The organism is Natronospira elongata (genome assembly GCF_034931365.1).
GTDB lineage: Bacteria > Pseudomonadota > Gammaproteobacteria > Natronospirales > Natronospiraceae > Natronospira > Natronospira elongata.
Genome location: NZ_JAYGII010000001.1, coordinates 16,749 through 31,159 on the forward strand (window position 1 = coordinate 16,749; position 14,411 = coordinate 31,159).

The window sequence follows — 14,411 nt, forward strand, 5'->3', positions numbered from 1 at the left end:
AAACCGTTATCATACGCGCTTGGTGCCAGGCGGCGCCAAAGGCGGTCCAATCAGGAAACCTTCGGTCTGTGTTGGATCAATATAGCCAAGAAGGTTCCCAAGCCAAATCACGGAGAAAAACGGCATGCCCAAGCGATTGAGCTACATCTTGTTCCTGGCTCTGGCCCTGGCGGCGGGTCAGGCCAGCGCCTTTACCCTTGATCTGAATCTGAGCGACGATGCCGCCGAATTCAAGCTGGCCTGGCACAAGCAGACCGGGGGCGAGGCCCTGCTGGAGACCCAGGTCAGCTGGCTGCATGAACAGGATAACGGCGATCTGCTCGGTCTCGGCCTGCACCTGGTGGATAATGCCAACCCGGCCGGCGGCCGCCTGGATACCGGCTTGGGTGGCCGTATTATCGCCATCGACACCCCCGGCCCTGACGGGGTTGCCCTGGCGGTGGGTGGCTATTTCCGCTGGACCATCCCCAACATGAATCGTCTGGGCCTGGGTGGCGAGCTTTATGTGGCGCCTTCCATCGTCTCCGGTGGTGACCTGGAGCGCCATAGCCAGTGGGCCCTGCGCGGCGAATACCAGGTGCTTCGCCAGGCCAATATCTACCTGGGCTATCGTCGTGTGCGCCCGGATTTCGGTGGTGGCTCGGCCACCTTTGAATCCGGCCTGCACTTGGGGATGCGCCTGAATTTCTGATCTTTTACGGGGAGTTTTATGGCTGGTCACAGCAAATGGTCGAACATCAAGCACCGCAAGGGCGCCCAGGACGCCAAGCGGGCAAAGATCTTCACCCGCCTGATTCGTGAAATATCGGTTGCCGCCCGCGAGGGAGGCGACCCGGCTGCCAATCCACGCCTGCGCCTGGCCATCGACAAGGCCCTGTCCAGCAATATGCCCAAGGACAAGATCGAGAAGGCCATCGCCAAGGGGACTGGCGAGGATGGTGGCGACGACCTGGAAGAAATCCGCTATGAAGGCTACGCCCCCGGCGGTGTGGCAATCATGGTTGATTGCATGACCGACAACCGCAACCGGACCGTCTCCGAGGTCCGCCACGCTTTCTCCAAGCATGGCGGCAATCTGGGCGAGGATGGCTCGGTGGCCTACCTGTTCAGTAAGCAGGGCGTACTGAGCTATCCGCCGGGCACGGGGGAAGACCGGGTCATGGAAGCTGCATTGGAGGCCGGTGCCGAGGACATCATCAACAATGAGGATGGCAGCATCGAGCTGGTGACCACGCCCGAGGATTATGAGGCGGTCAGGGAAGCCATGGTTTCCCAGGAGCTGAAGCCGGAACAGGCCGAAGTGACCATGCGGCCGGCCACCACCATCAGCCTCTCGGTGGACGAGGGCGAGAAGGTGCTCAAGCTGCTGGACCGGCTTGAAGACCTGGATGATGTCCAGACGGTCTACTCCAATGCCGACTTCCCGGACGAGCTGTTCCGGGAAGAAGAAGCCGGCTGAGCTGGCTCGTCTTGAGCAGGACCACAGAAAAACGACGCATTCTCGGAATCGACCCCGGCTCGGTGAGCACCGGCTACGGCATCGTTGATGCGGAAGGCAACCGCCTCGCCCACGTGCATAGTGGCCGAATTGATGCCCGTGGCGGGGCTTTCGCCGATCGTCTGCGGCGGATCTTCGAGGGGATCAGCGCGGTGGTCGAGGAGTATGAGCCCAGCGAGGTGGCGGTGGAAAAGGTCTTCGTGGCCCGCAACCCGGATGCCGCCGTCAAGCTGGGACAGGCCCGTGGGGCGGCCATTTGTGGCGCCCTGCAGGCGGCCCTGCCGGTCCACGAGTACTCGCCCAGTGAAATCAAGCAGGCCGTGGTGGGTGGCGGTCGAGCGGCAAAGGAGCAGGTGCAGCACATGGTGGCTATGCTTTTGACGATTCGCGAGCCTCTGCAGTCCGATCAGGCCGACGCCCTGGCGGTGGCCATCTGTCACGCCCACACCGCCGCCTCGGCCGTGGCCATGGCCCGCCAGGCCGTGCCCACCCGGCGGAGGGGGTGGCGGCGATGATTGGCTTCCTGCGCGGCCGTCTGGCGATGAAGCAGCCACCTCAATTGCTGATCGATGTTGCTGGCGTCGGTTACGAGGTGGAAGCGCCCATGTCCACCTTCTACAACCTGCCGGAGACCGGCAGCGAGGTGCAGCTTCTCACTCATCTTGTGGTCCGTGACGATGCCCATGTGCTCTACGGCTTTCTCACCGCCGGCGAGCGGCGGCTTTTTCGAAGCCTGATCAAGGTCACCGGTGTCGGGGCCAAGATGGCCCTGGGCGTGCTTTCCGGCATTTCAGCAGGGGAGTTCGCCGCCTGTGTTCGCGACCGGGACACGGCTCGACTGACCAAGCTGCCCGGGATCGGCAAGAAAACCGCCGAGCGCCTGGTGGTGGAAATGCGCGATCGCCTGGATATCCCCGAACAGGATGGTGCGCGATTGCCCGCCGGGGACAGTGCGCAGCCGGCCAGTCCGGCCGATGAGGCCTTTGACGCCCTGGTTGCCCTGGGGTACAAGCCCCGGGAGGCCTCCCGCATGGTCGCCGGCGTGGACCACAAGGACCTCAACAGCGAGGAAATCATCCGCCAGGCCCTCAGAGGCCTGGGGAGAGGATAAGCCATGAGTGAGCAGGACCGCCTGATCAGTGCCGAGAACCGGGGCGAGGACGAGCGCTTTGATCGTGCCATTCGTCCCCGTCGGTTGGCCGACTATCGCGGCCAGCCGGAAGTCCGTGAGCAAATGGAAATCTTCATCGAGGCGGCGCGCAAGCGGGGCGAAGCCCTGGATCACACGCTGATATTCGGTCCCCCCGGCCTGGGCAAGACCACCCTGGCCCACATCATTGCCGAGGAACTGGAAGCCAATCTGCGCCAGACCTCGGGGCCGGTGCTGGAACGCCCCGGCGACCTGGCCGCCATTCTGACCAATCTCGAGCCGGGGGACGTGCTGTTCGTGGATGAGATCCACCGCCTGAGTCCGGTGGTGGAAGAAGTGCTGTATCCGGCCATGGAAGACTTTCAGCTGGATATCGTGATCGGTGAGGGGCCGGCGGCGCGTTCCATCAAACTGGATCTGCCCCCCTTTACCCTGGTGGGAGCCACTACCCGTGCCGGCCTCTTGACCTCGCCCCTGCGGGCCCGGTTCGGGATTGTCCAGCGCCTGGAGTTCTATGACGAGGCGGATCTCGCCTTCATCGTCAATCGCTCGGCGGATATCCTCAATCTGCCGGTGGAGGAGGCCGGGGCCCGTCAGATCGCCCGGCGGTCTCGTGGTACGCCACGGGTTGCCAATCGATTGCTGCGGCGGGTCAGGGATTATGCCGAGGTGCGTGCCAGTGGCACGGTTACCGAGACGGTGGCAAACCAGGCCATGGACATGCTCAAGGTGGATCCCAATGGTTTTGATCTGATGGATCGCAAGTTGATGCTCGCCATCATTGAGAAGTTTGATGGCGGCCCCGTAGGGGTGGACAGCCTGGCAGCCGCCATCGGTGAGGAGCGCGGCACCATCGAGGATGTCATCGAGCCCTACCTGATCCAGCAGGGCTTCATGAAACGCACTGCCCGTGGCCGCGTGGCCACTTCCTCGGCCTGGTTGCATTTCGGCATGAAACCGCCGGGGTACCGGCCTGGGGAAGGGGAACCGGGCCTGTTCGATTGAGTCAGAGTGTCTGGGGGATGTCGGGCCTGGAGTCCATTCAGGTGCAATTCGTGATGTCGGGGAAGGACATTGTCTGATCTATTCGAGTGGCCCGTGCGGGTCTATTACGAAGACACCGATGTGGGTGGCGTTGTCTATTACGCCAATTATCTGCGTTTCATGGAGCGCGCGCGCACCGAGTGGCTGCGTCAGCTTGGCTTCGAGCAGGACGAGCTGATCCGCGACGACGGCGTGCTCTTTGCGGTTGCCGCTGCCGAGGTGCGTTACCGTGCCCCGGCCCGTTTCAATGACCTGCTCCACGTCACCGCGGCGGTGACCGAGCAGCGTCGCTCCCGAATCATTTTTGAGCAGAAAGTCTATCGTCCCGCCGATGGGGCCCATCTCACCGATGGCATCATTACCGTGGCCTGTCTGGATGCCGAGCGTTTCCGGCCGCGCCCCCTTCCCGATTCCATGCAGAGGATTCTGTTCGCATGACCGAACAAGACATGTCCATTTTGGCATTGATCGCCGAAGCCAGTCTGCTCGTCCAGCTCGTCATGCTGATTCTGGTTCTGGCCTCGGTGGCTTCCTGGGCAGTGATGTTTCGCAAGCATCGCATGCTGAGAGAGGCGGAGGAGGCGGCCGAGCGCTTCGAACAGAATTTCTGGGCCGGTGGTGACGTCAGTGAGTTGTATCGGGAGCTGGCGGAGCAGCCGGAAGAATCCCAGGGTATGGAGGCCATTTTTGAATCGGGTTTTGCGGAATTCGTGGACGGTCAGAAGCGCAAGGGCAGAAGCGCCGACGATGTGGTGGAAAGCGCCCGCCGCAGCATGCGGATTGTCCACATCCGGGAAATCGACCGCCTGGAAGCCAATCTCGCCTTTCTGGCGACGGTGGGTTCCACCAGTCCCTATATCGGTCTGTTCGGGACCGTCTGGGGGATCATGAATTCCTTTCGGGCCCTTGGGACCGTGCAGCAGGCCACCCTGTCCATGGTCGCGCCGGGTATTGCCGAAGCCCTGATTGCCACCGCCATGGGGCTGTTTGCCGCCATTCCCGCAGTGATTGGCTATAACCGTTATGCCGACAAGGTGGAACGGTTGGAGGTGCGTTTCGACACCTTCGTCGAGGAATTCTGCAGCATCCTGGAACGCAACGCGCATTCGGAGCAGTAGGCAATGGTAGCGGGCAAGCGCAAGAAACGTCGCATGATGGGGGAGATCAATGTGGTCCCCTATATCGATGTGATGCTGGTGTTGCTGATCATCTTCATGGTCACCGCGCCCCTGCTGATTCAGGGGGTGGATGTGGACCTGCCCGCCCTGGATGCCGAGCCCATTGATGCGGATCAGCTGCAGGAAAGCCGGCCCATTACCCTGACCGTTGACCGGGACGGGCAGTATTTTCTCAGCATCGGCGATCAGGACGACCGGCAGGTCAGCGAGGACGAGCTTCAGGCGCTTGTGAGCGAGGCGCTGAACGAACGACCCGATAGTCCAGTCTATGTCCGAGGGGACCGCAATGTTGACTACGGGCGGGTGATGGAAGCCATGACGAGTTTGAGGGCCGCCGGAGCGCCGGGGGTGGGGCTGATTACCGAGCCGCCCGCGAGGCCTGCGGGAGCTGAAGGCGCGTGAATCGCCGAAGGCAACAGGAAGACTGGAAGTGGCCTCTGGTGATCTCGGCCACCCTGCATGTCCTGCTGGGAAGCACCCTGCTGATCAGCCTCGAGCGTGATCGCCCCATCGAGGACGCGGCGGACGAGGCACCGGGGGAGATCATCCAGGCCACCAGTATCGATGCCGAAAGCCTGGATGCGGCGCGGCAGGAACTGATCGAGCGCGAACGCCAGCGCGAGGAGGCAGCGCGCCGCGCGGCAGAGGAAGCCGAGCGCCGGGCTCGCGAGGAAGAAGCGGCCCGTGCCGCCGCCGAGGAGCAGCGTCGACGCGAAGCGGCCGAGGCGGAACGGCGGCGTCAGGAAGAAGAGCGCCGTCAAGCCGAGGAGGCGGAAGCGCGACGGCAGGCGGAAGCGGAGGAGCGTCGGCGGGCAGAGGAAGAGGCCCGCCGCCAGGCGGAAGAGGAAGAGCGCCGACGGGCAGAGGAGGAGGCCCGTCGCCAGGCGGAAGAGGAAGAGCGCCGCCGGGCTGAGGAGGAAGCTCGGCGTCAGGCGGAAGAGGAAGAGCGCCGCCGGCGGGAGGCTGAGGAAGCCATGCAGCGGGCGGCCGAGGAAGAGGCCCGGGCCCGTCGCGAGGCCGAGCGGCAGCGGCGGATCCAGAGCCTGCGGGCCCAATATACGGCCCAGATTCGTGCCCATGTGGAGCGCCACTGGATTCGGCCCGGCGAGGTGCCGGATGATCTGGCCTGCGAGGTAGTCGCCCAGCAGATTCCCGGCGGCGAGGTAGTGGAGGTTCAGGTGCGAGACTGCAATGCACCGGCCGCGGTGGTTCGGTCCATTGAATCGGCCGTGTTTCGCTCCTCGCCCTTGCCACCGCCACCGGAAGAAGAGGCTTTCGCCAGGACCATCGTATTTACCTTCAGAGGGGATGCACAGTGAAGCAAGCAAATCACTATCGGCGGGCAGGCTGGCTGATTCTGCTTCTGTGGCTGTTCGCCCCGGCCGTCTGGGCCGATGAGGTGCTGCGGGTGGATATCACCAGTGGTGTGGATGCGGCCGAGCCGGTGGCCGTGGTGCCCTTTGCCTGGGAAGCAGACGGCGAGGCGGGGCAGGACGTGGCCGCCATCATTGCCGCCAATCTGGAACGCAGTGGTCGCTTTCGCCCCCTGAGCCGGGACGAGCTGCCCGCCCGTCCCGGCATCGAAGGCCGCCCTTCCTTCAGTGAATGGCGTGAAGCGGAGGCCGATAATCTGATCGTGGGCGAGGTGCGCCAGTCCGGTGATCGCCTGGACATTCGTTTCCGCGTCTACGATGTCCACCGCGGCGAACAGGTGCTGGGCTACAGTCTGCCGGCGAGGGCCGACCGCCTGCGACGGGCTGCCCACCAGATCAGCGACATGATCTACGAGCGGCTGACCGGTGACCCCGGTGCCTTCAATACCCGACTGGCCTATGTTCAGGTCGAGCGGCGCAATGGCCGGGAGCGCTTTCATCTGGTGGTGGCGGATTCCGACGGCGAGAACCCTCGCCAGATCATGAGTTCTTCCCATCCCATCATGTCACCGGCCTGGTCTCCCGATGGCGAGCGCCTGGCCTATGTCTCTTTCGAGAACCGCCGTTCCGAGATCTTCGTGCAGGAGTTGCGGACCGGGCAGCGTCAGTCCGTCTCCGCCCGGGACGGCATCAATGGTGCGCCGGCCTTCTCCCCGGATGGCAAACGGCTGGCCATGACCCTGTCGGTGGGAGATGGCGGGCCGGATATCCATGTGCTCGATCTGGAGAGCGGTGAATTCACCCGTGTCACCCGCAGCCGGGCGATTGATACCGAACCCGCCTGGTTCCCGGACGGTGACCGTCTTGCCTTTACCTCGGACCGTGGGGGTGCGCCCCAGATTTACAGTGTGGGGGTGGATGGTGGGCAGTTACGGCGTTTGACCTTTGATGGCAACTATAATGCCCGCCCCATGGTCTCACCCGATGGTCGACGGCTGGCCATGATCCATCGCGGTGCGCAACCCGGGTTTCGGATTGCAGTCCAGGATATGGAACGTCGCGGTCTGACCGTGCTGGGAGAAGGCAACAGTGATGAATCTCCCAGTTTTGCCCCCAATGGCGCCATGATCATTTATGCCTCGCGCAGCAATGGGCAGGGCGTCCTGTCCGCCGTGTCCACGGACGGCCGGGTACGCCAGCGTCTGGGCAGCGGTGAAAGCAATGTCCGCGAGCCGGCATGGTCGCCACGCCTGGATGCCGTCGACCGGGGTGCGCTGCGAGGAAACTGACAGCCTGGCTTTTCAAAAATTTGATTGCAGGGGAGTAGTTCCATGAACGGGAATGAAGGTATCACCTTGAAGCTTGTCACTGCCTTGTCGGCGGCCCTGGTCCTGGCCGCCTGTGCCGGCACTCAGGAGATCGTCGATGAGGAGGCCGCCGACGAGGCGGACCGCCGCGCTGCTCAGGAAAGAGAATCGGCGGAGATCGATGGTCTGCGGGATGATGAATTTGCCGAGTTCCAGGCCCTGGACGACCCGGATAGCCCGCTGTCCGAGCGGGTCATCTACTTCGATTTCGACCGTTACGAGGTCAAATCCGAGTACCGGGAACTGGTTCGGGAGCACGCCCGCTACCTGCGTGACAGGCCCGATCTGCGGGTCCGTCTGGAAGGTCATACGGACGAACGCGGCTCACGAGAGTACAATATCGGTTTGGGAGACCGACGGGCCCAGGCCGTCCGGCGCATGCTCGTGCTCCATGGGGTATCCGAGGACCAGATCCGGACCGTGAGTTACGGTGAGGAGCGGCCGGCCATCCCGGAGAGCAATGAGGATGCCTGGGCCGCCAACCGTCGGGTGGAAATCGACTATATCCGGTGATGCCAATGTCTTTTCGAAACAGCCTGATTCCACTGGCCCTGGGCAGCATCCTACTGCTGCCGGGCTGTGCCGCCCTGGATGCCCAGGACGACGAAACCGCCGAGCGGCTTGATCAACTGGAAGACCGTCTCGCACAGATCGAGCGCCTGGTGGACAGTGACAGCCTTATTGATCTTGCCGCCAGCCTGGAGGAAATCCAGTCGGAACTTCGCGGCCTGCGTGGTGATGTGGAACTGCTTCAACACCAGCAGGAGGGCATCCAGGAGCGCCAGCGGGAAACCTACCTGGACCTGGACCGGCGGCTTCGGCGCCTGGAAGTCGGGGGTGCACCGACGGGCACACCCGACCTTCAGGAAGACGAACTGGCAGGACTGGATGCCGGTGAGGAAAGGGGCGCGGCGGATCCAGCCGAGGCCTACCAGGCGGCCTTCGAGCTTCTCCGGGAGGGGCGCTACGACGCCGCCGGCGAGGCCTTTGACGCCTTCCTGGCAGACCACGCCGACAGCGATCTCGGCGCCAATGCCCGCTATTGGCTGGGAGAGGTTCATTACGTCACTCGGGATTTCGAGCAGGCCAGCGAAGAATTTCGGCGTGTCCTGGATGATTATCCGGGCTCCAACAAGGAGGCGGACGCCGCTCTGAAGCTGGGTTTTGCCTATTACGAGCTGGAGCAATGGGATCAGGCGCGGGACATGCTTGAAGAAGTCCGCCGCTCCCATCCGGATACCTCGGCCGCCCGTCTGGCGGGGAACCGCCTCAATCGCATGGCCGATGAAGGCCGCTGAGTGAGCGCTCCATGACGGTAGAGGTTCCGCTCAAGCCGATGTCTTCCCGTGATTCTGCAGGGTCGCGGGTGAACCGGGTGCGCATTACCGAGATATTCCATTCTCTTCAGGGAGAATCGCGAACGGTGGGCTTGCCCACCGTTTTCGTGCGTCTGACCGGCTGCCCGCTGCGCTGCGTATACTGCGATACCGAATATGCCTTCCATGGCGGAGAGTGGCGAGAGATCGACGACATCTGCCGGGAGGTCGCCAGCTACCAGGCCCGCCATGTCACGGTGACCGGGGGCGAACCCCTGGCCCAGTTCAACGCCGATCGGCTGATCCACGCCCTTGCCGATGGCGGGCAGGAAGTCTCGGTGGAAACCAGCGGCGCAATGGACATCAGTGTCCTGGATGATCGCATTGTTCGGGTGATGGATATCAAGACTCCCGGCTCCGGTGAGGTGGATCGGAATCGTTGGGAGAATCTGGACCAGTTGCGCCCCACTGATCAGCTCAAGTTCGTGATTTGCAACCGGGCCGACTATGAGTGGAGCCGGGACCTGTTGCGGCGAGAGTCACTGCAGGATCGCTGCGAAGTCCTTTTCTCGCCGGAGCACCAGGGTCTCAAGCCCGCCCAGCTGGCGGAATGGATACTGGAAGACCGCCTCCCGGTGCGGTTTCAGCTGCAATTGCACAAGTACCTCTGGGGCGACGTCCCCGGTCGCTGACAGAGCCTAGCCAGATTATGCCGATTTCAAATGACGACACGCCGAAGGCCGTCGTGCTCCTCTCGGGCGGCCTGGATTCAGCCACCGTGCTGGCCATGGCCAGGGACGAGGGCTACGAGTGTCATGCAATCAGTTTCCGCTATGGCCAGCGCCATGATGCAGAATTGCAGGCGGCCGAGCGTGTAGCCGAGTCCCTGGGGGCCGCCAGCCATCGGACTGTGGGGCTGGACCTGGGTAGCCTGGGTGGCTCCGCGTTGACCGATGCCAGTCTGGCGGTGCCCGAGACCCCGGGTGAGGGGATCCCGGTGACCTATGTACCGGCCCGCAACACGGTCTTCCTCTCCATTGCCATGGGCCTGGCCGAAGTCATTGAAGCCGCTGCCATTTATATCGGTGTCAATGCGGTGGATTACAGTGGTTATCCTGATTGTCGGCCGGCATTCATCGAGCGGTTCCAGGCATTATCCGATGTGGCGACACGCCAGGGTCTGGAAGGTCGGGGACCGAGTATTCGCACCCCGCTGATCGATTTGCCCAAGTCCGAGATTATTCGGCGTGGTCTGGCGCTCGGTGTGGACTATGGCCTGACCGTGAGTTGCTATCAGGCCGATGAGGCGGGCAGGGCCTGTGGCCGCTGCGACGCCTGCCGTTTCCGCCGCCAGGGCTTTGAAGAAGCCGGGGTCGGGGATCCCACCCACTACCGACAGTGAGTGGCAGGGAAGTTTTCTCTCTCTCAGAGCTTCCAACATGTGTGCAATGCCGCTATAATGGCGGGCTTTCCGGGTCGTTAGCTCAGTTGGTAGAGCATCGGACTTTTAATCCGCTGGTCGCTGGTTCGAATCCAGCACGACCCACCAAATTAAAAAAGGCGCTTCTCCTTGGAGAAGCGCCTTTTTTAATTTGCGGGTATTGTCCCGGTACTGGTGATTTACCAGGTGCGGGTCTCGATGATGGAAACCGAGAAATCGGACATATTGCGCTCGAACTCCATCATGGCAGTGAAATCAAATTCCGCCGATTCACCGGGGCCCAGGTTTTCGGTCCGGGCCGGCCAGCCGTCAACGCTGTCCACGGGGTTGCCGTTGCCGGCTCTTGCTTCGATTTCCACTCGGGCACCGGCGGGCTCGCTGCAGTTATTCACTAGCTGCCCGCGCATCACCAGCCGGGGGCAGTTGCGTCCGGAACAGTTCTCAACCGAGATATCCAGATCCTGGACGTCGAAGTCCGAAGAAGTGCAGGCCGCCCAGGCCATGTTTCCGAAACCAAGGAAAAGCATTGTCGTGGCCGCCAGGGCCAGGTACTTGAGGGAGTGATTCATGTGGACTCGTCCTTAATCGCTTGTTCGCAAAATCCAATTACTTTCAGAACTCAGGGAAACGGCTGTCCTGCCGCTATGCCCGGCTCACCTGTCCCCTTAATTTTGTGGCCTGCTGTCGCACGCCTTGTGCAGCGTCCAATCAGGCAGGCCAACGGTGTGCGGGCTTGACGCCCGTCTGTGCATTACCATTCGCGGACTTCGACAATGCTGACCGAGAAGTCCACCATGTTGCGTTCGAAGGTCATCATGCCGGTGAAATCGAAGGAGACCCGGTCACCTGGGTCCAGATTGCTGGTTCGCGCCGGCCAGCCATCCACGGAATTGACCACGTTGCCGTTACCGGCGAGGGCCTCAATCTCGATTCGGGCCGCCGCGGGGGCGTCACAGTTATTGATCAGGTCGCCCTTGATGATCACCCTTGGGCAGTTACGGCCACGACACTGGTCGATGCCGATTTCAAAATTCTCCACCCCAAAATCTCCGGAGGAGCAGGCCGCCCAGGCCGGGGCCGCCAGTGGCAAAACAAACAGCAGACTGCAGAGCAGGACCATCTTTCGCATTTCGGGAACCCCTCTTCCGACGAAGGCCTAGCGACATTTGACATATACAGTGTGGTCAAGGGAGGGGGCAGGGGGCAATCCCGTGATTAACGGGCGGTAATTCTCAGGGGATGGGCGGTTCAGAGCGGGTACTGTCGGTATCGTGCGCCTGATCGCCGGGCCTGCCCGACGAGAGGGAATTTCGCCGCGCGCGCTTCAGGTGATCATATTGCCGGCAGCGTCCAGTGCATCGATATAGGCTTGCTTGACGGCTTCAGCAGGGTAGGGGCCATCCTCGATATTGTCCCAATTGCCCTGTTCATAATCCTTCACGAAACCAAGCAGGACGCCGTAGGGTCCTTTCCCCTGCAGTAGCGCTCGGTCAATCTCCTCGGATAGCGGTACCGAGTCCAGAATCGTTTCCAGGGGCGCGTTCAGGAGTGCATCCAGGACGGAAAACAGGCCCACGGTGAAGGCAACCTCCCGGCTCAGATTGGGCGCATGCTCCGACAGGATTTCGCACATCTTGCCGCGGGTCAGGGCAATGGTAATCAGTTCGGGGGGGCGATCGGTCAGACCGGCCAGGACCAGCAGACGTACCCAGTTGCGCACCGCCGGCAGGCCAAGGTAGACAATCGCATGCTGAATGGACTTGATCTCGAGGGAGACGCCGTAATAGGCGGAATTGACGCAGCGAAGCAGCTTGTAGGAAAGGGCCACGTCCTGCTTGATGATGGCTTCCAGTTCCTTGGGCCCCACATCAGGGTCCTGTAGCTTGGCCAGAACCCGGAGAATGCTGAGTTTGTTGTCCGGCAGGCGCTTGCGCTCCAGCAGCTCGGGTTCGCACAGGAAATAGCCCTGGAAATAGTCAAAGCCCAGTTCCACGGCCATGTCAAAGGCCTCTTGGGTCTCGACCCGCTCTGCCACGAGCCGGGCGGGGTACTGGCGGACCTTGCTCACTTCCTCGGCCAGCTGTTCCCGGCTGCGATCGAGTATGTCGATCTTGACCAGATGCGCGAGCGGCAGAAGCGGAACCACTTCTTCACGGTATTCGAAGTCATCCAGGGCAATCTTGAAGCCCTGGTCCACCAGCCGCTCCACCGATTTCACCAGCTTGTCATCCACTTCCACGGTTTCCAGGATCTCAAGCCCCACATGGGCGCTGGATAGCGGGAAATCCGTGTCGTTGATGAGAAAGTTGCGGGTCAGGTTGAAAAAGGCATATTTGGAGCCCACCAGTTTGTCCAGACCGATTTCCAGAAAGGTATCGGTGATTACCTGAGAGGTAGCCCGGTCGCCGTCGAATACCGAGGCAATGTTGCGGCGGCTGTCCCGAAACAGGATCTCATAGCCATAGACCCGCTGCTTCTGGTCGAAGATGGGTTGCCGAGCAATGAAGAGCTGCGGAGCCGGTCCCTTGCTTGCTGCGCTTGTTTCTGCCATGAAATCAACCTGTGTCGGCGGGGTGGGGCTCACCGGGTGGTATTGACGCCAATTATGGCGGGAGGGCCATTGCAGTCTCAAGCCCCTCTGGACAAAACATCGGCTTATAGTTCGTTTTTTAGCTGCCTGCGTTGCAACTGGAAGACAAATCGCTCGATCTGACGGCGGTCACTGGCCTCCAGGCGAAGGAATCGAGCCCCCAGGCGATTGAAGGGTTTGTCACGCACTGGCTCGTTGAAACGGATTTCGACCCGGGTTTCAACCGTGGCGTCAGGAAAATCAATATGGCAGTCACAACGGTTACCGCGCTCCAGTCCATCGGCGAGCTGTTTGTTGACACGGAAACCGATGCCGGAAATCGACACGTCGACCAACACGCCCTCGAACCAGTCCCCGTCCGAATTACTCATTACCACCGGGCATTCGGGGCGAGCAGGAACTTCCACCCGGAAGGCCCGGCGCCGTTGAAGGTAGCGCAGACTATCCGGGATCGGCGCAATATAGGTGATGAAGCCATCCTGTTCCTCGCGACGACGTACCTGGACCGGAAAACGCACTTCCGCGCCATCCAGCTGCCCCGTGACCTGAAAACTCTGCTGGAGACGAACCAGTCGATCGCCATCAGTGGGGGTGAGCTCGTCGAAACTGAGTTCGCCACGCTCTATGTCCACGCCCAGCAGCATGCTGCCGAACTGATCGGAGCGGCCGCGGAAGCTGACGGTCAGCAAGGGGCGCTGGTCCCTCAACCGCAGCAGTAACTGTCGGATGCGGGCAGGGCGCTTCTCCAGCGTTTCTTCCGCCGGGGCATTATGGTCGGATTCCACTGTCACTGTAGCTTTCAATTTATGTCAAAAGGTTTTATCTATTGGGCAAAGTGTAGTCGACTCATGCTGCTATCCGTGCGCAGGGAGCCGTGCTGAGCGAAATAAGCGAGGAGCGGCATCAATACGCCGACCAGGGGCGATCAAACCCAAACATGGCGCTGACTGTTCTCGCCATCCCGGGTACGACCATCCGATCCATAGGTGGTGCTGGCTTTTGTCCCCAAATCCTGCCCGCTGAGGATAGCGAGAGCCTGTTCAATCTGTCTACCCTGCAATCCGACCCGCTGACCATTATTCTGATTGTCGTGGCGTAGTTTGCCCAATTCGGCCAGCAGCTCGGTCCATTGAGTCGCGAGGCTGGATTCGCCGGCCAACTCAAGGGCCCTGGCAATCTGCTCGCCACGCCTCTCCCGGGCATCGCTTGAGGCCTGGATGTTGAATCCCTTTTCCAATGCCCCGAGCAGATATTTAAAACCCCGGTCCATGTCTTCGGCAAGCGGGATCTTTCTTGCCGCCAGATCATGGACGGCCTCGGTGTCGCGTTGGCTGAGTGCCGCGGCTTCCTGTTCCAGGAGCTGCTCAAACTGGCGCGCCAGCGCCCGAAGGGATTGCAGCCGCTGGCTGGCGAGCTGGCGGGGGTCGTGCTGGGCTTGGTCATTCACAGCGAAT

At 61.9% G+C, this 14,411-nt stretch carries 19 protein-coding genes and 1 tRNA gene; 15 read left to right on the forward strand and 5 right to left on the reverse strand.

Features of this window, described 5'->3' with window-relative positions:
- Positions 1-124 precede the first annotated feature (124 nt).
- The 15 genes from VCB98_RS00080 to VCB98_RS00150 all read left to right on the forward strand — a co-directional run bounded on the left by VCB98_RS00080 (position 125) and on the right by VCB98_RS00150 (position 10,475).
- Positions 125-691, forward strand: a complete 567-nt coding sequence (locus VCB98_RS00080; RefSeq protein WP_346049194.1) for a YfaZ family outer membrane protein — start codon at positions 125-127, stop codon at positions 689-691.
- Between the two features lie 18 nt (positions 692-709).
- Positions 710-1,459, forward strand: coding sequence for a YebC/PmpR family DNA-binding transcriptional regulator (locus VCB98_RS00085; RefSeq protein ID WP_346049196.1), 750 nt, complete (start codon positions 710-712; stop codon positions 1,457-1,459).
- A gap of 11 nt (positions 1,460-1,470) precedes the next feature.
- Positions 1,471-2,013 carry a crossover junction endodeoxyribonuclease RuvC gene (gene ruvC, locus VCB98_RS00090; RefSeq protein ID WP_346049198.1) on the forward strand — a complete coding sequence of 181 codons (543 nt, stop codon included), beginning with the start codon at positions 1,471-1,473 and terminating at the stop codon, positions 2,011-2,013.
- Positions 2,010-2,609 carry a Holliday junction branch migration protein RuvA gene (gene ruvA / locus VCB98_RS00095; protein ID WP_346049200.1) on the forward strand — a complete coding sequence of 200 codons (600 nt, stop codon included), beginning with the start codon at positions 2,010-2,012 and terminating at the stop codon, positions 2,607-2,609. The genes ruvC and ruvA overlap by 4 nt, the downstream gene beginning before the upstream one ends.
- A 3-nt stretch (positions 2,610-2,612) precedes the next feature.
- Positions 2,613-3,653 (forward strand): Holliday junction branch migration DNA helicase RuvB, encoded by a 1,041-nt coding sequence (gene ruvB, locus VCB98_RS00100; RefSeq protein WP_346049202.1) that lies wholly within the window; start codon positions 2,613-2,615, stop codon positions 3,651-3,653.
- Between the two features lie 69 nt (positions 3,654-3,722).
- Positions 3,723-4,130 carry a tol-pal system-associated acyl-CoA thioesterase gene (gene ybgC / locus VCB98_RS00105; RefSeq protein WP_346049204.1) on the forward strand — a complete coding sequence of 136 codons (408 nt, stop codon included), beginning with the start codon at positions 3,723-3,725 and terminating at the stop codon, positions 4,128-4,130.
- Positions 4,127-4,810 (forward strand): protein TolQ, encoded by a 684-nt coding sequence (tolQ, locus tag VCB98_RS00110; RefSeq protein ID WP_346049206.1) that lies wholly within the window; start codon positions 4,127-4,129, stop codon positions 4,808-4,810. The genes ybgC and tolQ overlap by 4 nt, the downstream gene beginning before the upstream one ends.
- Before the next feature lie 3 nt (positions 4,811-4,813).
- The gene (gene tolR / locus VCB98_RS00115; protein ID WP_346049208.1) at positions 4,814-5,272 is read left to right on the forward strand and encodes a protein TolR; all 459 of its coding nucleotides are present in this window, start codon (positions 4,814-4,816) and stop codon (positions 5,270-5,272) included.
- On the forward strand, positions 5,269-6,189 hold the full coding sequence (gene tolA / locus VCB98_RS00120) for a cell envelope integrity protein TolA (protein ID WP_346049210.1): 921 nt from the start codon (positions 5,269-5,271) through the stop codon (positions 6,187-6,189). Before tolR ends, tolA begins: the two co-directional genes overlap by 4 nt.
- Positions 6,186-7,532: a Tol-Pal system beta propeller repeat protein TolB gene (gene tolB / locus VCB98_RS00125; protein ID WP_374729178.1), complete on the forward strand. Its 1,347-nt coding sequence runs from the start codon at positions 6,186-6,188 to the stop codon at positions 7,530-7,532. Before tolA ends, tolB begins: the two co-directional genes overlap by 4 nt.
- A gap of 42 nt (positions 7,533-7,574) precedes the next feature.
- A complete protein-coding gene (gene pal, locus VCB98_RS00130; protein WP_346049212.1) occupies positions 7,575-8,123 on the forward strand; it encodes a peptidoglycan-associated lipoprotein Pal in 549 nt (182 codons plus the stop codon).
- Positions 8,124-8,128: 5 nt separating this feature from the next.
- Complete coding sequence (gene ybgF, locus VCB98_RS00135) at positions 8,129-8,908, forward strand: tol-pal system protein YbgF (RefSeq protein WP_346049214.1); 780 nt, start codon at positions 8,129-8,131, stop codon at positions 8,906-8,908.
- 11 nt (positions 8,909-8,919) lie between these two features.
- On the forward strand, positions 8,920-9,618 hold the full coding sequence (gene queE / locus VCB98_RS00140; protein ID WP_346049216.1) for a 7-carboxy-7-deazaguanine synthase QueE: 699 nt from the start codon (positions 8,920-8,922) through the stop codon (positions 9,616-9,618).
- A 17-nt stretch (positions 9,619-9,635) separates the two neighbouring features.
- Complete coding sequence (queC, locus tag VCB98_RS00145) at positions 9,636-10,328, forward strand: 7-cyano-7-deazaguanine synthase QueC (RefSeq protein ID WP_346049218.1); 693 nt, start codon at positions 9,636-9,638, stop codon at positions 10,326-10,328.
- 71 nt (positions 10,329-10,399) lie between these two features.
- Positions 10,400-10,475: transfer RNA gene (locus VCB98_RS00150), tRNA-Lys, on the forward strand.
- Positions 10,476-10,546: 71 nt separating this feature from the next.
- Here VCB98_RS00150 and VCB98_RS00155 read toward each other — a convergent pair.
- The 5 genes from VCB98_RS00155 to flgN all read right to left on the reverse strand — a co-directional run bounded on the left by VCB98_RS00155 (position 10,547) and on the right by flgN (position 14,404).
- Entirely contained in the window at positions 10,547-10,936 is a 390-nt protein-coding gene (locus tag VCB98_RS00155) for a hypothetical protein (RefSeq protein WP_346049220.1), read from the reverse strand.
- 182 nt (positions 10,937-11,118) lie between these two features.
- Positions 11,119-11,496: a hypothetical protein gene (locus tag VCB98_RS00160; RefSeq protein WP_346049222.1), complete on the reverse strand. Its 378-nt coding sequence runs from the start codon at positions 11,494-11,496 to the stop codon at positions 11,119-11,121.
- Positions 11,497-11,691: 195 nt separating this feature from the next.
- The gene (locus VCB98_RS00165) at positions 11,692-12,918 is read right to left on the reverse strand and encodes an EAL and HDOD domain-containing protein (RefSeq protein ID WP_346049224.1); all 1,227 of its coding nucleotides are present in this window, start codon (positions 12,916-12,918) and stop codon (positions 11,692-11,694) included.
- Between the two features lie 104 nt (positions 12,919-13,022).
- Positions 13,023-13,748, reverse strand: a complete 726-nt coding sequence (locus VCB98_RS00170) for a flagellar brake protein (RefSeq protein WP_346049226.1) — start codon at positions 13,746-13,748, stop codon at positions 13,023-13,025.
- A gap of 134 nt (positions 13,749-13,882) precedes the next feature.
- Positions 13,883-14,404, reverse strand: a complete 522-nt coding sequence (flgN, locus tag VCB98_RS00175; RefSeq protein ID WP_346049228.1) for a flagellar export chaperone FlgN — start codon at positions 14,402-14,404, stop codon at positions 13,883-13,885.
- Positions 14,405-14,411: the final 7 nt, after the last annotated feature.

Bases quoted from the DNA above. Each gene is read 5' to 3' on its own strand.
- VCB98_RS00080 (WP_346049194.1), top strand. From the start codon at position 125: ATGCCCAAGCGATTGAGCTACATCTTGTTCCTGGCTCTGGCCCTGGCG.
- VCB98_RS00085 (WP_346049196.1), top strand. From the start codon at position 710: ATGGCTGGTCACAGCAAATGGTCGAACATCAAGCACCGCAAGGGCGCC.
- ruvA (WP_346049200.1), top strand. From the start codon at position 2,010: ATGATTGGCTTCCTGCGCGGCCGTCTGGCGATGAAGCAGCCACCTCAA.
- ruvB (WP_346049202.1), top strand. From the start codon at position 2,613: ATGAGTGAGCAGGACCGCCTGATCAGTGCCGAGAACCGGGGCGAGGAC.
- tolQ (WP_346049206.1), top strand. From the start codon at position 4,127: ATGACCGAACAAGACATGTCCATTTTGGCATTGATCGCCGAAGCCAGT.
- tolR (WP_346049208.1), top strand. From the start codon at position 4,814: ATGGTAGCGGGCAAGCGCAAGAAACGTCGCATGATGGGGGAGATCAAT.
- pal (WP_346049212.1), top strand. From the start codon at position 7,575: ATGAACGGGAATGAAGGTATCACCTTGAAGCTTGTCACTGCCTTGTCG.
- ybgF (WP_346049214.1), top strand. From the start codon at position 8,129: ATGTCTTTTCGAAACAGCCTGATTCCACTGGCCCTGGGCAGCATCCTA.
- queE (WP_346049216.1), top strand. From the start codon at position 8,920: ATGACGGTAGAGGTTCCGCTCAAGCCGATGTCTTCCCGTGATTCTGCA.
- queC (WP_346049218.1), top strand. From the start codon at position 9,636: ATGCCGATTTCAAATGACGACACGCCGAAGGCCGTCGTGCTCCTCTCG.
- VCB98_RS00155 (WP_346049220.1), bottom strand. From the start codon at position 10,936: ATGAATCACTCCCTCAAGTACCTGGCCCTGGCGGCCACGACAATGCTT.
- VCB98_RS00160 (WP_346049222.1), bottom strand. From the start codon at position 11,496: ATGCGAAAGATGGTCCTGCTCTGCAGTCTGCTGTTTGTTTTGCCACTG.
- VCB98_RS00165 (WP_346049224.1), bottom strand. From the start codon at position 12,918: ATGGCAGAAACAAGCGCAGCAAGCAAGGGACCGGCTCCGCAGCTCTTC.